The sequence below is a fragment of the Nonomuraea rubra genome, from assembly GCF_014207985.1.
Taxonomy (GTDB): domain Bacteria; phylum Actinomycetota; class Actinomycetes; order Streptosporangiales; family Streptosporangiaceae; genus Nonomuraea; species Nonomuraea rubra.
Window position 1 is genome coordinate 8,717,323 of sequence record NZ_JACHMI010000001.1, and the last position, 19,553, is coordinate 8,736,875.

Below are 19,553 nucleotides of genomic sequence, written 5' to 3' on the forward strand. Positions count from 1 at the left end.
TCCTGAAGCTTACTGCACTCATATCGCAACTGCGGTGACTGTGCATCTATGGGTTCCCTGACGATCGAGGACCTGGCTGAGCAGCGCATTCGTTAGGTGCCACATATGTGCAAGTGAGAGACGTTGGCCTACAGTGAGAGCGCTTCAGCGTTCTCTCCGCACGGAGGCCTGCCATGCACGTACCCGATGGCTTCTTCAACGCAGTGACATCCATCTCGGCCGGCGTCGTCGCGGCCGCCGGCGTCGCGGTCTGCCTGCGCGGGGCCCGGCGCGAGCTCGACGACCGCACCGCGCCCATGGCCGGGCTCGTCGCCGCGTTCATCTTCGCCGTGCAGATGCTCAACTTCCCCGTCGCCGCCGGAACCAGCGGCCACCTGCTGGGCGGCGCGCTGGCCGCGATACTCGTCGGGCCCTACACAGGGGTACTGTGCATGGCCGTGGTCCTGCTGGTGCAGGGCGTGTTCTTCGCCGACGGCGGGCTGACGGCGCTCGGCATCAACATCACGATCATGGGCATCGTCACGGTGCTCGCCGGCTGGGGCGTCTTCCGGCTGGTCACGACCATGGCCAGGGGGAAGGTCGTGGTGGCGGCGTTCCTGGCCGCGCTGATCTCGGTGCCGGCCTCCGCGCTGGTGTTCACGCTGCTGTTCTGGATCGGCGGCACCGCGCCGATCGAGGTCGGCACGGTGGCGGCCGCGATGGGCGGCGTGCACCTGCTGATCGGCATCGGCGAGGGTCTGATCACCGCGGTGACCGTCGGCGCCGTCCTGGCCGTCCGGCCCGACCTCGTGTACGGCGCCCGCGGCCTGGCCAAGCCGCTGGAACTGCGCGGCGCCGAGGGCACGACCACGGTCGCCGGCGAGGAGCGGCCGGTGGCCACCGGCGGCGCGCTCAAGCCGTTCCTGCTCGGCGGCGTCGGCGTGACGCTGGTGCTGGCCGGGCTCGTCTCCTTCTTCGCCTCCTCCTCGCCCGACGGGCTGGAGGCGGTGGCCGAGAACAAGGGCTTCATCGACCAGGCGGCCGACCACCTGTTCGGGGAGTGGGCGCTGGCCGACTACGGTGAGGTGGGCGGGATCCCCGTCGGCGTGGCCGGGATCATCGGCGTCGGTCTGGTGTTGCTCATCGCCGGCGCCGTGGCCTTCGCCGCCCGCAGCCGGAACGCCACCAAGGTGTGACACCAACCGGGCAGCCATCCCTTGTCCCGCGGCAACCGCGGCCAAGCCGTTGTGCAGATACGCTGCGGCCAGACTGGCAGCGGGCGCGGACGGGACTGCACATGCGGCTCGGCCATGACATGGTGCACGCGCTCGTACCCCGCGATCTGGGCCAGATCAGAAGGGTTCACGACGCCTTCCACCGGGTCTTCACCGCTCCCGACCAAGCCACCGCGGTCCGCACCGTGAACGCCATGCTGTCGCAGACCCGCGTCACCGCCCGGCTGACCGAGCACGACGGTCACCCCCTGCACCTGCTGGCGCAGGGGGAGGCGAAACGCCTGAGCACCTGCTCGGCCTCCGACTGCAACAGGGGCTTCGTGGACGAGTCCCGCAACCGCTCCCGCGTCTACTGCGATGGCCGAACCCGCGGCAACCGCACGCACGTCGCCGCCTACCACGCCCGCCGCCGCGCCTGACCTGGCCTCAGAAGCCAACGCGCACTTCGAGGGCGCCGCATGTTCCTGACGGCCAGGCCCGGGTGCGACAGGTCGCGGCCGAGCGGTGCGCCGCCGCGGGCATCACCCTACGCATCCCGACGCCACGGTTGTGCACCGACAACGGAGCGATGATCGCGGCCGTCGGAGATCTCCTCATCGCCGCAGACACGCCACCGTCCTCGCTCGCCCTGGCGGCCGATCCATCGGCGCCGCTGACCGCGGCCTCGCTCAACCCCGAACGACGGAGCCACCCGTGACCGACATCCTTCCCATCACCCTGGTGGAACGCCGGTGCTGCACCAGCCCTGCCGTCCCGTCGAACGCTTCGACGACGACCTGGCCCGGCTGGTGGAGACCATGTTCGCCAGCATGTACGCCGCCCGCGGCGTCGGCTTGGCCGCCAACCAGAGCGGCGTCGGCCGGCGCGTCTTCGTCTACGACTGCCCCGACGAGAACGACGCGGTCCAGAAAGGCGTCATGATCAACCCGGTCCTGCGTCTTCCCACGGGGGAGGAGCGCCGGCTCGACGACGGCAAGGAAGGCTGCCTGTCGATTCCCGGCTGCTCCGCCCCGCTCGCTCGCCCCTGCCGTGCCGTCTGCGAGGGCTTCGACATGACGGGCGCGCCGGTCACCGTGCACGGGACCGGGCTCCTGGCCCGCTGCCTGCAACACGAGACCGACCACCTCGACGGGCTCCTCTACATCGACCGCCTGTCGGCCGCGGCCCGCCGCGTGGTGCTCGACGAACACGCCCAACGCCAGAACGCCTCCGCTTGCCCCGGGGAAGCCGCCGCGGATTCACCAGTCGCGACAGGCTGGGACGCTGGTTGGAGGCGTTGAGCGGCGCCATGGCGGCAGAGGACCACCTGGCCAGCGGATCAGATTATTGCGGCTATGTTGCAATAGCGATAAATGTGCAGCATTCTCGGGCTTGACGGAGACGACGGCGGCAGGCTCGGGCTCACATGCGGCGAGCCATCTCGGGGAGGTGGTTCTCATCGCGACGCCCGTCGTCGCGCCCGCGGGCCGAGCACCGTATCAGCGGGTCGTGGCCGCTGCCGCCCTGTCCAACGTCGGGGACGGGGTCCGGCTTGTGGCTCTGCCGCTGCTGGCGGCCGTGCTGACGCGCGATCCTGCATTGGTGGGCGGGTTGACGGCGTGCGCGTACCTGCCGTGGGTGCTGTTCGGGCTGCCGGTCGGCGCGCTGGTCGATCGGGGCCGGCCCGAGGTGTTCATGACGGTGGCGAACCTGGTGCGGGCGGTCCTGCTCGGCGGGCTGGTGCTGGCGCTGCTGGCCGATGTCCGGTCGATCGTGTTGCTGTACGCGGTCGCGTTCCTGCTGGGGATCGGCGAGGCGGTCTACGACAACGCGGCCCAGTCCCTCATCCCGAAGATCGTGCCGGACGCCCGGCTGGAGTCCGCCAACAGCGGGCTGGTGACGGCCGAGCGGGTGGGGCAGGACCTGGTGGGGCCGGCGGCGGGCGGGGTGTTGTTCGCCGCCGCGATGACCTTGCCGTTCGGGCTGAACGCGGTGGCGCTCGGGCTGGCCGCCGCGCTGCTCGCCGGCATCCGGACGGTCAGGCCGGTGACACCTGCCCGGCGGGCGGTCGCGCGCGAGGCGGCGGAGGGGTTGCGCTGGTTGCTGCGGCCCCATCTCGTGCGGACGGTGGTGCTGGCCGGTTGCGTGATGAACTTCGTGACGCTGGCCTGGGAGTCGACGCTGGTGCTGCTGGCCGTGGGGCCGATGCGGATGTCGGAGGGCGGGTACGGCGTCATGCTGGCGGCCGGAGCCGTGGGTGGCGTGGCCGGCGCGATGGTGACGCCGGCGCTGGTGCGGCGTTTCGATCGCCGGTGGCTGCAGGTGGCGGCGCTGGCCGGGTGCGCGGCCGTCGATCTCGCGCTGGCGGCCTGGCCGCATCCGGTGACGGGCGCGCTGGCATGGGGAGGAACGGGGGCCGGGTTCGCGGTGTGGAATGTGTTGTCGGTGACCTTGCGCCAGCGTGAGGTGCCGCCCGAGCTGCTCGGCCGGGTCAACAGCGCCAGCCGGACCTTGTCCATGGCGGCCGCTCCGCTGGGCGCGCTGGCGGGTGGGGCGCTCGCGACCGTCGCCGGGCTGCGGGCGCCGCTGTGGATCGCCGGGGCCGGTCTGGCCGTCCTCGCCGTGGTCTTCGCCGTAAGGACCCGGACCATACGGGCGGGCCGCCCGTGAAAGACGACTTCGACGACACCCTGCTTGGTGCCGGCCTGCGCCGGACGATCCCGAGGCTGACCATCCTGAGCATCCTGGACAAGATGAACACCCATCTCAGCGTCCTGCACCTGCATCGGCTGGTGACCGATGCGTACCCGATGGTGAACGTCTCCACCGTCTACCGGAACGTGACGACGATGAGCGCACGCGGCGTGCTGCACAGCATCGAGCACGGCGGGGAGACGCTGTTCGGGCTGGCCATCAGCCCCCACCATCACCTGATCTGCGAGGTTTGCGGGCTGCTGGTCGAAGTGCCCGCTGACGGGCTGGATCCCGCGGCGGACCTGGTCATGGCGCGTTGCGGCTTCGAGATGGAGCCAACCGGCCAGCTCCTGCGGGGCCGCTGCCGACGTTGTCGGCAGGTCTCCCGCGACGGAGTTAGTTGCGGGACTATGGTTATTGCGAGAAGTATGCAAGTAGGAGCTTTGGAGGATAGACGTCATGGGTCAGTACACCCTTCCCGACATGCCCTACGACTACGCGGCGCTGGAGCCCGCGATCACCGGCGAGATCCTGGAGCTGCACCACGCCAAGCACCACGCCGCCTACGTCAAGGGCGCCAACGACACCCTGGAGCGGCTGGCCGAGGCCCGCGACAAGGGTGAGTTCGGCGGATTGGTCGGGCTGGAGAAGACGTACGCGTTCAACCTGTCCGGCCACGTCCTGCACACGATCTTCTGGCAGAACCTCTCCCCCGACGGCGGCGACCGCCCCGACGGCGAGCTGGGCGAGGCGATCACCGAGCACTTCGGCTCGTTCGACGCCTTCCAGAAGCAGCTCACCACCGCCACCGCCACCGTGCAGGGGTCCGGCTGGGGCGTGCTGGCGTGGGAGCCGCTGGGCCGGCGGCTCGTGGTCGAGCAGGTCTACGACCACCACGGCAACGTCGGCATGAACACCACCCCGCTGCTGGTGTTCGACGCCTGGGAGCACGCGTACTACCTGCAGTACCGCAACGTCCGCCCGGACTACGTGGAGAAGCTGTGGGGCCTGATCAACTGGAACGACGTGATCGCCCGCTACGACGCCGCCCGCGGCGCCTAGCCTGATGCCGGCGACGCCCGCCTGGTCCGAGCTTGGTCCGCGGGGCCAGGCGGGCGCCGCCACCTTCGAGATTCGCATCGTCCCGGTGAACGAGGTGGACGGCTTATTGGTCGCCGTGGCAGAGGTGGCCGCTCAGGTCTTCACCCGCCCTCCATGGGCCGAGCCGCGGCAGTCCGCCTACGCGGTCGCCGAACGGCTCGCCGCCGACACGCTCAGACCGGGATTCGCCCTGGCCGTCGCCTTTCACGATGACCAGGTCCATGGCTTCGCCTACGGTGTGCGGTGTTCCCGGCTCGCACTGCTGGCCTCCCGGCTGCCACGTGGGGACATCACGCTGCGGGAGCTGGCGGTTTCACCGTCCATGCAGGGGCACGGTCTCGGAGTGCGCCTGCACGACGCGTTGTTGTCCGCCTCCCCGGGCACGTCGTGGTGGCTCTCCACGCACCCGCGGGCCGGCGCGGCGCTCGGACTGTACCGCCGCAGAGGATGGCGGGTGGCCGCGCTGCTGAACGCGGAGGACGACGTCAGGTTGATCATGCTCAAGCAGCCGCCGTCCAGGCTTGGTGAGAGCAGCTAGCAGCAGGAGATCGGAACGGACGATGAGCTGACCGATGCGACTTTTGGTCACGACATCCGTGCGGTCGGCAAGCGATTGGACTGCCGTCCCGCATGTGGATTGGCCATTGACCGCTCTCATGTCGCGACCTACCGTTGCTTATTGCGAAAGACTCGCAATTGCAAGGACTCTGCAAGCTATCCAGAGGAGGATGGCCATGGCACACGTCGCATTCGAGGAGATCGAGGACCTCAGCGTCTGCGTGAGGGCCCACACACCGGCAGTCGACACCGAGTTCGCCTGGAACGAGGACGACGACAAGTGATCGACCGCGGGAGGCCGGATCCCGGTCTCCCGCACCCCTACCGCCCTCTTCCCGCATGACTCCGGAGGCCAGCCGGATGATCCGACCGCTCCGCATCGCCCCCGGACACCAGCTCTATCCGGGCGCCGACGGCGTCTGGCGCTGCCACGAGCCCGACGGCCGGGTGACCCGCATCCTCACCCCCGACGCGCTGATGCGGCGCCTCCCCCAAGCCCTGGCGGGAACCGTACCGATCGACGACGACCTGGCCGACCTGCTGCAGGCCCTGGAACAACGCGGCGTCCTCACCGCTGAAAAGCCGCCGTCGCCGCTGACCGGCCACGTCGTCCACGTGACCGGGAGCTCTCCCATCGCCGACCTGGCCGCCGCCCTCCTGCAGCCGCACGTCAAGGTGGTACGCGGCCCCCTGGACTCCGTCGAGGGCGTGGACATGGTCGTCGCCTGCGCCGATCAGCTGCCCGACACCGAATGGCAGCGCATCGACCGGCTCTGCGCGGACCTTCCGTGGCATCGCTGCCACACCGAAGGGCTGGCGATCCGGGTCGGGCCGTGCACCATCCCCGGCCGCACCGCCGCCTACGCCGACACCCGCTCCCGCCGGCTCGCCGCCGCCCGCCTGCCGGACGAACTGCTGACCTTGTGGGAGCAGCTCGATCGCGGCGCCGCTCTGACGGGCGAGCCGGGCGACGAGTCGATCGGGCTGGTGGCCGGGTTGCTGGCCGACGACGTGCTCGCGGTCCTGTCCGGACGGCCGCTGCCGAGCGAGGGCCACCAGGTCGTCGTCGGCGCCTCGCTGACCCGCCGCCCCGTCCTGCCCCTCCCCCGGCCGGGCTGGGAGTGGACCACCACGCCCGAACAGCTCGTCGACCCGGAGTACGGCCCGATCACTCGGGTGGTACGGGCGAGCAGCGCGCTCGACTCCTGCGTGGTCTACCGGGCCTACGTCTCGGCCACGGACCGCTTCGCGCCGTGGAAGGCCGACCGGGTGGCCGGCGGCGCGTCCTTCGACAAGAACCAGGCCAGGAAGGCGGCCATCGGCGAGGCGGTGGAGCGCTACTGCGGCAACGCCGTCCCCGCGGGCCTGCCCCGTGCCCGCTACGCCGACCTGGACGCCGAGGCGATCGATCCGCAGGACCTCGCCCTGTACGCGCCGCACCAGTACGCGGCGCCCGGCTTCCCGTTCATCCCCCTGACCCGTGACCTGGAGATCGAGTGGGCGACGGGCCGTGACCTGGTGAGCGGCAAGGACGTGCTCGTGCCTGCCCCGCTGGTCTACCTCAACTACACCCGCCCGCCGCACACCAGCATGCACGCCAACGCGGGCATCGCGGCGGGCTCCAACCAGCGACGGGCCGAGCGATCGGCGATGGAGGAGCTGTTCGAACGCGACGCGGTCACGCTGTGGTGGCTGCGCGGCGAACAGGCCACCCGCTTCACCCCGCACGATCTGACCAGACCGGTCGGGGAGGCGGTGCGCCGCGGCCTGGCGGTGACCTTCCTGGCGATTCCCTCGGCGTTCGGTGTCCCGGTCACCGGCGCCTTCCTGGAGGATCGCGCCCGCCAGGTCGTCGCCTTCGGCACCGCCTGCCGCTCCGATCCCGAGGCGGCAGCGGCCAAGGCGTTCACCGAGGCGGTGGTGTCGTACACGATGAGCCTGGGCCTGCTGGACTCCAACGCCCCTGTATGGCGTACCTCCGACCACCCCTACCGGCCGTTCCGCGCCGACCGGACCTATCGCGACGCCTTCCGCCCGGACTGGCACGACCTGACCGACCTGGAGCTGAACCTCCAGCTCTTCCTCGATCCCCGCATGCAGGGCCCGCTGCTGGACCGGCTGCGCCATCCGGTCCCCGGTCCGCTGCCCACGGCCGTGGACCCGGACAGCTACCTCGCCCGGCTGTCGGACGCCGGCCTGCGGGCGGTCAGCGTGGACCTGACCACGCCCGACGTGCGCGCCACCGGCTTGAGCGTGGTGCGGGTGGTGGCGCCCGGCCTGTACGGCAACGCGCCGGCGGCCTTCCCCTTCCTCGGCGGCTCCCGGCTCGGCACGACCGAGCCGGTCCTCGATCCCCTTCCCTTCGCCTAAGGAGCACGTCGATATGCGGATCGGACTGGCCCTCGGTTACCACGGGGAGCCGATGACGGAGATCCTGCCGCTGGTCGAGCACGCCGAGCGGGTCGGCGTGGACTCGGTGTGGAGCGTGGAGGAGTACGGCGCCGACGGCGTCAGCGTGCTGGCCTACCTGGCGGCCAGGACCGAGCGGATCAAGCTCGGCACCGGCATCCTGCAGCTGGCCGGCCGCACCCCGGCCAACACGGCGATGACCGCGCTGACCCTGGACATCCTGTCGGAGGGCCGGTTGCTGCTCGGGCTGGGCGTGTCGGTGCCGTGGATCGTGGAGGGCTGGCACGGCGTCCCGTACGGCAAACCGCTGGCCCGCACCCGCGAGTACGTGGGGATCCTGCGCAAGGCGATCAGGGCGGACGAGCGGGTCACCCACGAGGGCGAGTACTACCAGCTCCCCTACCGCGGCCCCGGCTCCACCGGCCGCGCCCGCCCGGTCAAGGCCCTGCTCGATCCGGTCCGCACCACGATCCCGACCTACCTGGCCGGTATCGGGCCCGGCATGGTCCGGCTCGCCGGCGAGATCGCCGATGGCTGGCTGCCCGGCTTCTACTCCCCCGAACGCGAGCAGATCATCACGGCCCCGCTGGACGAAGGGCTGAAGCACGCCGGCCGGGACCCCGGCGACGTGGACATCACCGTCATCACCCACGCCGTCCGCACCCGCGACCTCGACAAGGCCCGCGACGAGCTGCGCCCGCTCTACGCCGCCTACCTGGGCCCGAACCTGCCCGGCGTCCGCAACACCTACTTCGACCTGGCCCGCGAGATCGGATTCGAGGCCGAAGCCGAGACGATCCGCGCCCACCACGGCGAAGGACGCCGCGCCGAGGCGATCGCCGCCGTGCCGGACGCGCTCCTGGACGAGGTCGCCCTGCTCGGGCCGCTGCCGCGGATTCTCGACCGGCTCGCGGGGTGGAGGGAGTCACGGGTCGGCACGCTCGCGCTCATCACCCGCGACCAGACGTTGCTGGAGGCGGTGGCGACATGAGACGTGCGTTCGTCCTGCTGGCGACCCTGACACTGACCGCCTGCTCGCAGGCACCGGCCGTCCGGCAGGCGGCGCCCGCACCTCTGGCAGCAGCCCCGGTAACGATCACCAACTGCGGGCGCACGCTCACCTTCGACAGCGCGCCCGCCCGGGTCGTGACCGGCTACCAACCGGCTCTGGAAACCCTGCTTGCCCTTGGCCTGCACGATCGGATCGCCGGACGCACCAACTTCTCCGAAAGTGCGTTCCTGCCGGGGCAGAAGGCGCTGTACGACAGGATCGCGGAGATCTCGCCGACGATCATGCTGCCGCAGAAGGAGGTCATGCTCTCCCAGAACGCGGACTTCGTCCTGGACAACACGATGAGCAGCTTCGACGCCGCCGGCGGCCTGGCCACCGTGGAGGAGCTCAACGCCGCCGGCGCCCCGGTCTACATCATGGGCGGCTGGTGCAGCCCCGAGGAGACCCTGCAGTTCACCCTTGACGACACCTTCACCGACCTGCGCAATCTCGGCGCGATCTTCCGCGTCCCCGAACGCGCCGACAAGCTGATCAGAGAGCTGCAGGCCAAGCTCGCCGACGTGCGCAAGCGCGTCGGCAGCCGCACCCCGGTCAAGGTGCTGGCCACCGACGGTGGCGACGGCCCGGTCAACGCCTACGGCGGCGCCGGCCTGACCAACCAGATGATCAGTGCGGCGGGCGGCGTGAACGTGCTGGCCGACATCAAAGCCGACTACACCGAGGTCAGCGCCGAGAAGATCAGCAGCACCCAGCCGGACGCGGTCCTGGTCAGCGACTACGCCGAGCTGCTCGGCCAGGAAATGCCCGCCGCCCAGGCCAAGGCCGCCGCCACCTTCGCCATCGCCAAGAACAGCCCAGCGGCCCAAGCCGAACGCTTCCTGGCCGTGCCTGCGGCGGCACAGCATCCCGGCTACCGCAACATCCTGGCCATCGTCGACATCGCCCGCTTCCTGCATCCGGACGCATTCACTCAATGATCGGCCGGCCGCCATCTTCTGCAACTTGCTCGCATTTGCGACATATGAGCAGAATGGGGTGTTTTGCACCTCCCGATCATCTGACCTTCCATCTTCGGAGACTCACCGCATGGGCCGCCTGTCTTGTTCTGCTCCAACCATTCCGATCAGTCGCGACAGCGCGTCGCTGAAGGCGGTAGCCGGATCATGAGAAAGCTGTTCGTCCTGGTGGCGGCCCTGACGCTGACCGCCTGTGGGCAAGCGCCCGCAACCCAGGAACCCGCTGCCACCGCGGCGGCCTCGCAAGCCGGCTTCCCCGTCACGGTCGAGAACTGCGGGCGCAAGCTCACCTTCGACCAGCCGCCGTCCAAGGTGGTGACCGGCTACCACCCCTCCCTGGAGACCCTGCTCGCCCTCGGCCTGGGCGACCGGATCGCCGGCCGCACCTACTTCGGCGAGAGCGCGTTCCTGCCCGGCCAGAAGGAGCAGTACGACCGGATCCCGCAGATCTCCGAAACGATCATGCTGCCGCAGAAGGAGGTCATGCTGGCCCAGGGCGCGGACTTCGTCCTGGACAACGCGATGGCCAGCTTCGACGCCGCCGGCGGCTACGCCACCGTGGAGGAGCTGGACACGGCCGGCAGCCCGGTCTACATCCTCGGCGGGTGGTGCAGCCCCGAGGAGGTGCTCCAGTTCACCATCGACGACACCTTCACCGACCTGCGCAACCTCGGCAAGATCTTCGGCGTTCCCGACCAGGCGGAGAAGCTCGTCGGCGAGCTGCAGGGCCGGCTGGCCGACGTGAAGAAGCGCGTCGCGGGCCGGACCCCGGTCAAGGTGCTGGCCACCGACGGCGGCAAGGGCCCGGTGAACGCCTACGGCGGCTCCGGCATCACCAACCAGATGATCACCGCGGCCGGTGGCGAGAACGTCCTCAAGGACGTCAAGGGCGACTACACCGAGGTCAGCGTCGAGAAGGTGAGCGCCTCCCAGCCCGAGGCGGTGCTCGTCAGCGACTACGCCACGCTGCGCGGCGAGGACATGCCGAGCTCGCCCGCCAAGGCCGAGGAGGCGTTCGCCATCGCCAGGAACAGCCCCGCCGCCAGGGACAAGCGTTACCTCGCCCTGCCCGTGGCCGCCCAGCACCCGGGCTACCGCAACATCCTGGCGGTCACCGACATCGCCCGGTTCCTGCACCCGGACGCCTTCGCGCAATGACCGCCCAGGACGTGGCGCCTGCCCAGGCGGTGAGCGCCGGACCGGCCCACCGGCGCGCCGGCCGATTCGTGCTGCTCCTCGCCGCCCTCGCCGTGGCCGCCCTCGCCTCGACCTGGCTGGCGGTGAGCATCGGCGCGGTCCACGTCGCCCTGCCGGAGGCGTGGGGCATCGTGGCCGACCGGCTCGTTCCCGGCCTGGTGCCGCGCACGTGGACGCCGGTGCAGGAGCAGATCGTGTGGGAGTTCCGGCTGCCGCGCGCGCTGCTGGCGCTGCTCGTCGGGGCCGGGCTGGCGGTGGTCGGCGCGGTGCTGCAGGCGCTGGTGCGCAACCCGCTGGCCGACCCGTTCCTGCTCGGGATCTCCTCCGGCGCCTCGTTCGGCGCGGTGTGCGTGTTCATCCTGGGCGCCTCGGCGCTGGGCGGGCTGTCGCTGTCGGCCGCCGCCTTCGCCGGCTCCCTGCTCGCCCTCGGCCTGGTCTACCTGCTGGCGCAGCGCAGCGGCCGGCTCACCCCGTCCCGGCTGGTGCTGGCCGGGGTGGCGCTGGCCTACCTGTTCCAGGCCGCCTACAGCTACGTGCTGCAGGCCGCGCAGAGCGGGCGGGCCGCCCAGCAGGTGCTGTTCTGGCTGATGGGCAGCCTCGGCGGGGCCCGGTGGCACATGCTGCCGCTGCCCGCCGTCGTCCTGGCCGCCGGGGTGACGTACCTGCTGCTGCAGCACCGCCCGCTGAACGCGATCGCCGCCGGGGAGGAGACGGCCGTATCGCTCGGGGTGAACGTCAACCGCTTCCGGCTGATCCTGTTCGTGCTGACCTCGCTGCTGGTCGGCGTGCTGGTGGCCACCAGCGGGGCGATCGCGTTCGTCGGCCTGATCGTGCCGCACGCCGCCCGGCTGCTCGTCGGCGCCGACCACCGCCGGGTACTGCCCGTCACCGCCCTGCTCGGCGCCGTCTTCCTGCAACTGGTGGACATCGCCGCCCGCACCGTCAACGCCCCACAGGAGCTCGCGCTGAGCATCGTCACCGCGCTGTTCGGCGTGCCGTTCTTCCTGTGGCTGCTGCGCCGGCGCTCCGTGGACCGGGCGGTGACCGTCTCATGAAGCTCGACCTGCGCGGCGTGTCCGTCGCCCTCGACGGCCACCCCATCGTGTACGAAGCCGACCTGCTGGTCGACGACGGCGAGTTCGTGGCCCTCGTCGGGCCGAACGGCTGCGGCAAGTCGACGCTGCTGCGCACGATCTACCGGGCGCTGCGCCCCTGCGCCGGGCTCATCTCCGTGGACGGCGACGACGTGCACCGGCTGCCCGCCCGCCAGGCCGCCCAGCGCACCGCCGTCGTCGCCCAGGAGATCCCGGCGGACCTCGACTTCACCGTGACCGAGATCGTCTCCATGGGCCGCACCCCGCACAAACCGGACGCCGCCACCGACGAGAAGCTGTGCGCCCGCGCGCTGGACCGCGTCGGCCTGGCCGACGCGGCCGAACGCGTCTTCGCCACCCTGTCCGGCGGCGAGAAACAACGCGTCCTGCTCGCCCGCGCCCTCGCCCAGCAGACCCAACTGCTCCTGCTCGACGAGCCCACCTCCCACCTCGACATCCGCCACCAGCTCGAACTCCTCCATCTGATCCGCGAACTCGGCATCGCCACTCTCGCCGTGCTGCACGACCTCAACCAGGCCGCCGCCTTCTGCGACCGCCTCTACGTGATAAACGCCGGCCGCATCGTCGCCGGCGGCCCGCCCGGCCAGGTCCTCACCCCCGAACTGATCTCGCAGGTGTACGGCGTGCGCGCCGTCCAGCGCCCCCAGCTCGTCTTCGAACGGCTCAAGGAGGAGCAGTGATCCCCCGACTGCTGGCCTTAACCCCTCAAATCCGATGGCGGCTGGCCGGACTGGTCATACTCCTGCTGTCCATCACGGCCACCTACGTCGGACAGGGCCTGCTCATCGCCCAGTCCCTGGCCCGTATCTTCGCCGGGCAGGACGCGTCCTCGATCGTCTGGCCGGTCGCCGCGGTCGTCGCCCTGCAGCTCGTCCGCAGCGTCGCCCTGGCCGCCCGCGATGGCGTCGCCCTGCGTACCTCAGGCGCCGTCAAGGCCGAGCTGCGCCGCCGCCTGACCGTCAAGCTGCTGCGACTCGGCCCCGCCCACGCCCAGCGCGGGCGCACGGGCTCGGCCCAGACCACCCTGGTCGACAGCATCGAGACCGCCGACGCCTACATCGGCAAGTTCCTCCCGCAGGTGATCGCCGCCGTCCTCGGCGCCATCGCGGTCACCGCGTACCTGTTCACCCTCGACCCCCTGGTCGGCGCGGTCGTCCTGGCCTGCGCACTGCTCATGCCGGTGCTGCCGCTGGTCTCCGACCGCGTGCTGCGCGACCGCAACGCCGCCTGGTTCCGCGGCTACAAGGGCCTGTACGCCGAGAACCTCGACGCGCTGCAGGGCATGGCCACGCTCAAGGCGTTCAACGCCAGCGGCCGGCGCGGCGCCGAGCTGGGCCGCCTGGCCGAGCAGTTCTGCCGCGACTCGATCCGGCTGATGGCCATCGTCATCGGCTACGTCGGCGGCGTCGCGTTCATCATCGGCCTGGGCACCGCCGTGGCGCTGGGCACGGGTGCACTCCGCCTGGCCGCCGGCGAGCTGACCGTCACCGAGCTGCTGATCATCCTGCTGCTGACCGCCGAGAGCTTCCGGCCGCTGAAGGAGCTGGAGGCCGCCTACCACTCCAGCTACAACGCCGTCCCCTCGCTCAAGGCCGTCTTCGAGATCATCGACACCCCCGAACCCGAGCAGGGCACCACCCCGCTCGGTCTGACCGGCCCGCCCTCGGTGTCCTTCGACCAGGTGACGTTCAGCTACCCGGGCCGCGACCGCCCCGCCCTGGACGGCTTCAGCCTCGACATCGCACCCGGCGAGCGTGTCGCCCTCGTCGGCCGCTCGGGCGCCGGCAAGACGACCGTCGCCTCCCTGCTGCTGCGCTTCTTCGACCCCTCCGCGGGCCGGGTGACCGTCAACGGCGTCGACGTCCGTGACCTGTCCTTCGACCGGCTGCGCAGTCTGATCGCCGTGGTGTCGCAGGACACCTACCTCTTCCACGGCACTGTACGCCGCAACCTCGCCCTCGCCCGCCCCGACGCCGGCGACGAGCAGCTCGAAGCCGCCGCCCGCGCCGCCCAGGCCCACGACTTCATCACCGCCCTGCCCGACGGCTACGACACCGTCGTCGGCGAACGCGGCCTGAAGCTCTCCGGCGGCGAACGCCAGCGCATCGCCATCGCCCGCGCCCTGCTCAAGGACGCCCCCATCCTCGTCCTCGACGAGGCCACCTCCGCCGTGGACGCCGCCAACGAATCCGCCATCCAGCACGCCCTCGACACGCTGTCCGGCGGCCGGACCACCCTGATGATCGCCCACCGCCTGTCCACCGTCCAGGCCGCCGACCGAGTGATCGTCATGGCCGACGGCCGCATCTCAGAAGCCGGCCCGCCCAGCGAACTCCTGGCCGGCCAGGGCGCCTACGCCCGCCTGGTCGCCGCCCAGAACGGAGCCGCCCGATGACCGCCACCACCGTCACGATCACCCGTCCCGGCGGCTCCCGATTCCGTCCGATCCTGGCCCTGCTCGGCCCTCACCGCCCGCTGCTCCTGGTCGCGATCGCCAGCGGCATCGCCCACCACCTAGTCGTCCTCGCCTCCGCCGGCGTCGGCGCCTGGGTGGTCAGCCGCGCCATCACCGGCGCCACCCCCGACGACCTGCGCGGCGGCCTGATCGCTCTCGGCCTCCTGCTGCCCTTCCTGGCCCTCACCCCGTGGCTGGAGTCCTACCTCGCCCACGTGGCCGCCTTCCGCGTGCTGGCCGACGTCCGCGGCCGCGTCTACGCCGCCTTCGAACGCCTCGCGCCCGGCTACCTGCTCCAGCGCCGCTCCGGCGACCTCGGCACCGCCGCCATCTCCGACGTCGAGCAACTGGAGCTGTGGTTCGCCCACACCCTCAGCCCGCTGATCAGCGCCGTCACCGTCCCCGTCGCCGCGCTGACCGCCCTGGCCGCCTTCCACCCCGCCCTCGCCGCGGCCCTCGCCCCTGCCCTGATCCTGCTCGCCCTCCTGCCCGCCTGGCTGCGCAAGCGCGCCGCCGCCCAGGGCGCCAAGCTCCGCGCCGAACTCGGCGAGCTCAACGCCGAAGCCGTCGACACCCTCCAAGGGCTGCGCGAGCTGCTCACCTCAGGTGCCGGCGCCCGCCAGCTCGACCGCCTGGCCGGACACGACCAGCGGCTACTGGACGCCAAACTCGCCCACGGCCGCCGCTCCGGCCTCGAACACGCCGTCACCAACGCCGCCACCACCCTCGGCCTGCTCGCCGTCCTCGTCACCGCGGCCCTGCTGACGTCGGCGGGCAGCCTGCAACCCGCCCTGTTCCCCGTCGCCGTCGTGCTGGCCGCCACCACCTTCGCCCCGGTCATCGCCGTCACCGACGTGGCCCGCGACCTCAACCTCGTCATCGCCGCCGGCGACCGCATCATGACCATCCTCGGCACCCCGGCCCCCGTCACCGACCGCGTCACGGTCCCCCCGCCCGGCCCGATCGAGCCTCGCGTCCGCTTCGACGACGTCCGCTTCCGCTACGCTCCCGACCTCCCAGAAGCCATCACCGGCGTCACCCTCGACCTCGCGCCCGGCGAAACGCTGGCTCTCGTCGGCCACTCCGGCGCGGGCAAGTCCACCTGCGCCAGCCTCCTCATGCGCATGTGGGACGTCACCGCCGGCGCCATCACCATCGGCGGCCACGACGTACGCGACTTCCCGCAGGAGGACCTGCGCCGCCTGATCACCCTCGTCCCGCAGGACGTCTACCTGTTCAACATCCCGCTGCGCGACAACATCCGCCTCGGCCGCCCCAACGCGACCGATGACGAGGTCGAGACGGCCGCCCGCGCCGCCCACGCCCACGACTTCATCACCGCGCTGCCCGACGGCTACGACACCCTGCCCGGCGAACTCGGCGCCCGCCTGTCCGGCGGCCAGCGCCAGCGCATCGCCATCGCCCGCGCCCTGCTCAAGGACGCCCCCATCCTCATCATGGACGAGGCCGTCTCCAACCTCGACGCCGAAAGCGAGCAGGAGGTCGCCGCCGCCATGACCGCCGCCCGCCACGACCGCACCACCCTGATCATCGCCCACCGCCTGTCCACCATCCGCACCGCCGACCGCATCATCGTCCTCGACGGCGGAGGCGTCGCCGAGACCGGCACCCACGCCGAGCTCATCGACCGCGACGGCGCCTACACCCGGCTCCTGGCCACCCAGCTCGGCGATCGGTGAGGAGTCGCGGCGCCAGACGGAGGGGCCGGTGGCCCCTCCGACACGGAAGGTTGCTTCACATGGCGGACGCCCGATCGTTGAAGTGTCGTCGACCAACGAGCTGGGTCGGCACCGGGTCGGCCGGTCGCGACAGCGGGCTCATCGGCGGAGGGGCACGAACGACCAGCGATCAGATTCTGAGCGCGAGAAATTGTCGGTCTCGTGTGAGAGCCTCCTCAGGGGCCTTGTCGCCAGGCTGCCCCCCTCAGACACAACATCTAGTGCCTCACTTCGATTAGGTGACGACATGTTGTGGCATGAGCTTGATCTGGTGGCAGGAACCTGCTCTACTAAGCTCGACAGAAATGGATCAGGCCCCTGCTGGGGCCATGACCTAAGAGGCCAGCCACCCCAACAGTGGGCCTGAATGCGTTGGTCGCGCCTTTGGACCCTACCCCGGATCTACGCCCGCCCCAAGGGCGGGACGATCGCCAAAGGGTGGTTACCTCGGAATCGAGGGAACATGTCGAGAAGGGCCAACTCTCGTGACGTGGTTCGTCGCGAGGACGGCAACTGGGAGGTCACCAGACCCGGCGCGAGCCGGGCCAGCGCCGTGGCGCCCACCCAGGCCCAGGCCATCACCCGCGGATCGCAGATCCTCACCAACGACGGCGGCGGCGAGCTTCGCATCCACAACACTGACGGCCAGATCCGCGACCAGCGGACCATCGCCCCCGGGAACGATCCGTACCCGCCGAAGGGCTGAGTTCCGAAAGAGTAAATGAGTCCGAGGGCCGAAGAGCCCTCGGACTCACGGGACCACACCACAACGCCAAGGCGGCGCGCTTCGTACCTGACCCCGCTTCACGGGCTGATGCTGTCGCATCAGACCAATGAGGAGGCAGCATGATCGAGACACACTGGCGCCTTGATCCGGACAACAGCCACCGCCTGGTTGGGCCCAGTACGGGGAGTGGGCTGACATGGACGGAATTCCGAAACCAGGACTGGCCGGACTGTCCTAAGTGCGGTACTCGCATCGAAGTGAATCCCGTGCCCGTCCCCGATCTTGGAGGCGGCCCTCGATGTTACATACCAGGCCGTACTCGCTGCCCTCGCGGCTGCGACCCAAATTCTCCATAAGCCGCGACCATGCCTCCACCGGCTCGACCCGGTCGCTCACGCCGAAGATGCGGCCGATTGTGCGCAACTTCTCCTCCAGCAGGTCCGTGACCACCGGGCCGGTCGCGTAGTCCTTTAGATTGAGGAAGGAGTAGTCCCGGCCCTGGCCAGGGTCTCACGGCTGCGCCCGGCCTTGTCCTCGAAGACGCTGTCCCAGCCGCCGTAGACGAAGTCCGGCTCCACCGCCAGCGGCGCCTCGCTCTCCTGGGGGAAATCCGCCCCAACTTCTTCGAGGAGGCGACCGCGGGAGTCTCCTGACGCTCGGGCCGACACTCACCCCAGGCCTTCCCACCCCTCGCCGGGGCGGTGGCCCATGTCGGGATCGCTCACCGAGCACAGTGGCAGGACCGCACCGGACTCACACCGGCTTCCTCGTTCCGCCGTCGCTTTCGTCCAGAATCGTCTCATATGCGCCCCTTCCTCCATGCAGCTAGAGGAACGTCACGCATCCGTTTCATGATCGGTTCCGAATCCCTGGTGTGACTGCCATCGCGACCAAGCGCCTCGGCGTCGGCCTGGCCCTAGCCGTATCCCTGATCACACTGACCGCCTGCGGCACAGGATCCGGCGCGGCCACGGCTCCGAACAGCAGCGGCACCGCCCCCGCGCCGAGCGCCAGCCCGCCGATGGCCGCGGAATCCGGCGACGACGCCAGCCCCGAGCCGGCCAAGACAGATGAGCAGTTCGGGATGGCCTGCTCCGCGATGCCCGACGACGGCGAGGGCAGCTTCACCGGCATGGCCGACGAGCCTGTCGCCACTGCCGCCTCCAAAAATCCGCTCCTGTCCACCCTGGTCAGCGCCGTGAAAAGGGCCGGACTCGTGGACACACTCAACACGGCCGAGAACATCACCGTCTTCGCCCCGACTAACGACGCCTTCGCGAAGATAGACAAAGCCGTCCTCAAGAGGGTGCTGGCCGACAAGAAGACGCTGACCGACCTCCTCACCTATCACGTCGTCCGGGGTCGTAAGACCCGCGAAGACCTGAAGCGCGGCTCCTTCACCACGCTGCAGGGCGGCAAGGTCGCCACCGTGTACACCGACGATGGCTACCTGGTCGGTGACGCCACCGTGGTCTGCGGCAACGTGCGCACCCGCAACGCCACCGTCTACCTCATCGACACCGTCCTGGTGCCCACGAGCTGACCCGGGCGTCGAGCCCGCTCTCGCCAAGGAGAACCGGCATGACCACCCCCATCCTCCTACCGCGCCGTTCCGCGTTGCGCGGGTCCGCCACCATGGTCGGCGCCGCGTTCCTCCTGGCCGGTGTCCTTGGCTTCGTGCCTGGCGTCACCATCGGCTACGACCGGCTCACCTTCGCCGGGCATGATTCCGGCGCCCTGCTGCTCGGCCTGTTCCAGGTCTCCATGGTGCACAACCTCGTCCATCTGGCCTTCGGCGTCGCCGGACTGATGCTCGCCCGTACCTTCAACGGCGCCCGCGGCTTCCTGCTCGGCGGCGGCGCCATCTACCTGTCGCTCTGGCTCTACGGCCGGCTCATCGAGCAGGACAGCCCGGCCGACTTCGTTCCGCTCAACACCGCCGACAACCGGCTGCATCTCCTCCTCGGCGCCACCATGATCGCCCTCGGCCTTCTCACCGGCCGCCGTTCGCGCAAGCCGTGACCTGTTCAGTGTGAGTGCGGCTGGGATCGCTCGATGCGACCGCCGAGCCGCCGCTGCAGGCTCTCAAGGAGCGTTCCGGCAGAGACGACCACCCACCGATCGCCGACCAGAGAGGTGCCGCCGTACGTCTGGGCTTCGTCGAGCCAGGCACGCTCGCCCTCCTCGGTAGCGAAGGGGAGCAGGGTGGCACGGCCGCCGGCGGTGTCGCCGGCGGCCTGGCGCAGCTCCGCGGCGTCGACCTGCACCGCGAGGCGAGGGCACCCCAGTGCGGCGGCGATCTGGTCCATGCTCGCGGAGGGCAGCGCCCGTTCGTCC

19 protein-coding genes, 1 pseudogene and 1 riboswitch are annotated in these 19,553 nt (G+C 70.6%); of the genes and pseudogenes, 19 read left to right on the top strand and 1 reads right to left on the bottom strand.

Going from position 1 to position 19,553, the window contains the following annotated elements; all coding sequences use genetic code 11:
- Positions 1-173 precede the first annotated feature (173 nt).
- The 19 genes and pseudogenes from HD593_RS39720 to HD593_RS39805 all read left to right on the top strand — a co-directional run bounded on the left by HD593_RS39720 (position 174) and on the right by HD593_RS39805 (position 19,238).
- A complete protein-coding gene (locus tag HD593_RS39720; RefSeq protein ID WP_185107277.1) occupies positions 174-1,175 on the top strand; it encodes an energy-coupling factor ABC transporter permease in 1,002 nt (333 codons plus the stop codon).
- 101 nt (positions 1,176-1,276) lie between these two features.
- Positions 1,277-1,633 (top strand): CGNR zinc finger domain-containing protein, encoded by a 357-nt coding sequence (locus HD593_RS39725; protein WP_185107279.1) that lies wholly within the window; start codon positions 1,277-1,279, stop codon positions 1,631-1,633.
- A 62-nt stretch (positions 1,634-1,695) separates the two neighbouring features.
- A complete protein-coding gene (locus tag HD593_RS39730; RefSeq protein ID WP_221525210.1) occupies positions 1,696-1,911 on the top strand; it encodes a hypothetical protein in 216 nt (71 codons plus the stop codon).
- A gap of 34 nt (positions 1,912-1,945) precedes the next feature.
- A complete protein-coding gene (gene def, locus HD593_RS39735) occupies positions 1,946-2,494 on the top strand; it encodes a peptide deformylase (protein WP_185107281.1) in 549 nt (182 codons plus the stop codon).
- Between the two features lie 148 nt (positions 2,495-2,642).
- Complete coding sequence (locus HD593_RS39740; RefSeq protein ID WP_312904046.1) at positions 2,643-3,863, top strand: MFS transporter; 1,221 nt, start codon at positions 2,643-2,645, stop codon at positions 3,861-3,863.
- A pseudogene (locus HD593_RS65315) lies at positions 3,860-4,207 on the top strand (Fur family transcriptional regulator); the annotation flags it as partial. The gene HD593_RS39740 and the pseudogene HD593_RS65315, both read left to right, overlap by 4 nt.
- Positions 4,208-4,346: 139 nt before the next feature.
- Complete coding sequence (locus tag HD593_RS39745; RefSeq protein WP_185107285.1) at positions 4,347-4,949, top strand: superoxide dismutase; 603 nt, start codon at positions 4,347-4,349, stop codon at positions 4,947-4,949.
- A 4-nt stretch (positions 4,950-4,953) separates the two neighbouring features.
- Positions 4,954-5,526 carry a GNAT family N-acetyltransferase gene (locus HD593_RS39750; RefSeq protein WP_185107287.1) on the top strand — a complete coding sequence of 191 codons (573 nt, stop codon included), beginning with the start codon at positions 4,954-4,956 and terminating at the stop codon, positions 5,524-5,526.
- A gap of 380 nt (positions 5,527-5,906) precedes the next feature.
- The gene (locus tag HD593_RS39755; RefSeq protein WP_185107289.1) at positions 5,907-7,916 is read left to right on the top strand and encodes a YcaO-like family protein; all 2,010 of its coding nucleotides are present in this window, start codon (positions 5,907-5,909) and stop codon (positions 7,914-7,916) included.
- A 13-nt stretch (positions 7,917-7,929) separates the two neighbouring features.
- Positions 7,930-8,946 carry an LLM class F420-dependent oxidoreductase gene (locus HD593_RS39760; protein WP_185107291.1) on the top strand — a complete coding sequence of 339 codons (1,017 nt, stop codon included), beginning with the start codon at positions 7,930-7,932 and terminating at the stop codon, positions 8,944-8,946.
- The gene (locus HD593_RS39765; RefSeq protein ID WP_185107294.1) at positions 8,943-9,944 is read left to right on the top strand and encodes an ABC transporter substrate-binding protein; all 1,002 of its coding nucleotides are present in this window, start codon (positions 8,943-8,945) and stop codon (positions 9,942-9,944) included. Before HD593_RS39760 ends, HD593_RS39765 begins: the two co-directional genes overlap by 4 nt.
- A 186-nt stretch (positions 9,945-10,130) precedes the next feature.
- On the top strand, positions 10,131-11,141 hold the full coding sequence (locus tag HD593_RS39770; protein WP_185107297.1) for an ABC transporter substrate-binding protein: 1,011 nt from the start codon (positions 10,131-10,133) through the stop codon (positions 11,139-11,141).
- Positions 11,138-12,235 carry a FecCD family ABC transporter permease gene (locus tag HD593_RS39775; protein WP_221525211.1) on the top strand — a complete coding sequence of 366 codons (1,098 nt, stop codon included), beginning with the start codon at positions 11,138-11,140 and terminating at the stop codon, positions 12,233-12,235. The genes HD593_RS39770 and HD593_RS39775 overlap by 4 nt, the downstream gene beginning before the upstream one ends.
- Positions 12,232-12,975 (top strand): ABC transporter ATP-binding protein, encoded by a 744-nt coding sequence (locus HD593_RS39780; protein WP_185107299.1) that lies wholly within the window; start codon positions 12,232-12,234, stop codon positions 12,973-12,975. The genes HD593_RS39775 and HD593_RS39780 overlap by 4 nt, the downstream gene beginning before the upstream one ends.
- Positions 12,972-14,690, top strand: coding sequence for an ABC transporter ATP-binding protein (locus HD593_RS39785; RefSeq protein WP_185107301.1), 1,719 nt, complete (start codon positions 12,972-12,974; stop codon positions 14,688-14,690). Before HD593_RS39780 ends, HD593_RS39785 begins: the two co-directional genes overlap by 4 nt.
- Positions 14,687-16,450 (top strand): thiol reductant ABC exporter subunit CydC, encoded by a 1,764-nt coding sequence (gene cydC, locus HD593_RS39790; RefSeq protein WP_185107303.1) that lies wholly within the window; start codon positions 14,687-14,689, stop codon positions 16,448-16,450. Before HD593_RS39785 ends, cydC begins: the two co-directional genes overlap by 4 nt.
- A gap of 529 nt (positions 16,451-16,979) precedes the next feature.
- Positions 16,980-17,195 carry a DUF2188 domain-containing protein gene (locus HD593_RS39795; protein ID WP_312904048.1) on the top strand — a complete coding sequence of 72 codons (216 nt, stop codon included), beginning with the start codon at positions 16,980-16,982 and terminating at the stop codon, positions 17,193-17,195.
- A gap of 644 nt (positions 17,196-17,839) precedes the next feature.
- Positions 17,840-18,024: riboswitch (cobalamin riboswitch) on the bottom strand.
- Positions 18,025-18,090: 66 nt separating this feature from the next.
- On the top strand, positions 18,091-18,759 hold the full coding sequence (locus tag HD593_RS39800; RefSeq protein WP_312904050.1) for a fasciclin domain-containing protein: 669 nt from the start codon (positions 18,091-18,093) through the stop codon (positions 18,757-18,759).
- Between the two features lie 38 nt (positions 18,760-18,797).
- Positions 18,798-19,238: a DUF4383 domain-containing protein gene (locus HD593_RS39805; protein WP_185107307.1), complete on the top strand. Its 441-nt coding sequence runs from the start codon at positions 18,798-18,800 to the stop codon at positions 19,236-19,238.
- A 5-nt stretch (positions 19,239-19,243) separates the two neighbouring features.
- Here HD593_RS39805 and HD593_RS39810 read toward each other — a convergent pair whose 3' ends face one another.
- Positions 19,244-19,525 (bottom strand): hypothetical protein, encoded by a 282-nt coding sequence (locus HD593_RS39810; RefSeq protein WP_185107310.1) that lies wholly within the window; start codon positions 19,523-19,525, stop codon positions 19,244-19,246.
- Between the last annotated feature and the right edge of the window lie 28 nt (positions 19,526-19,553).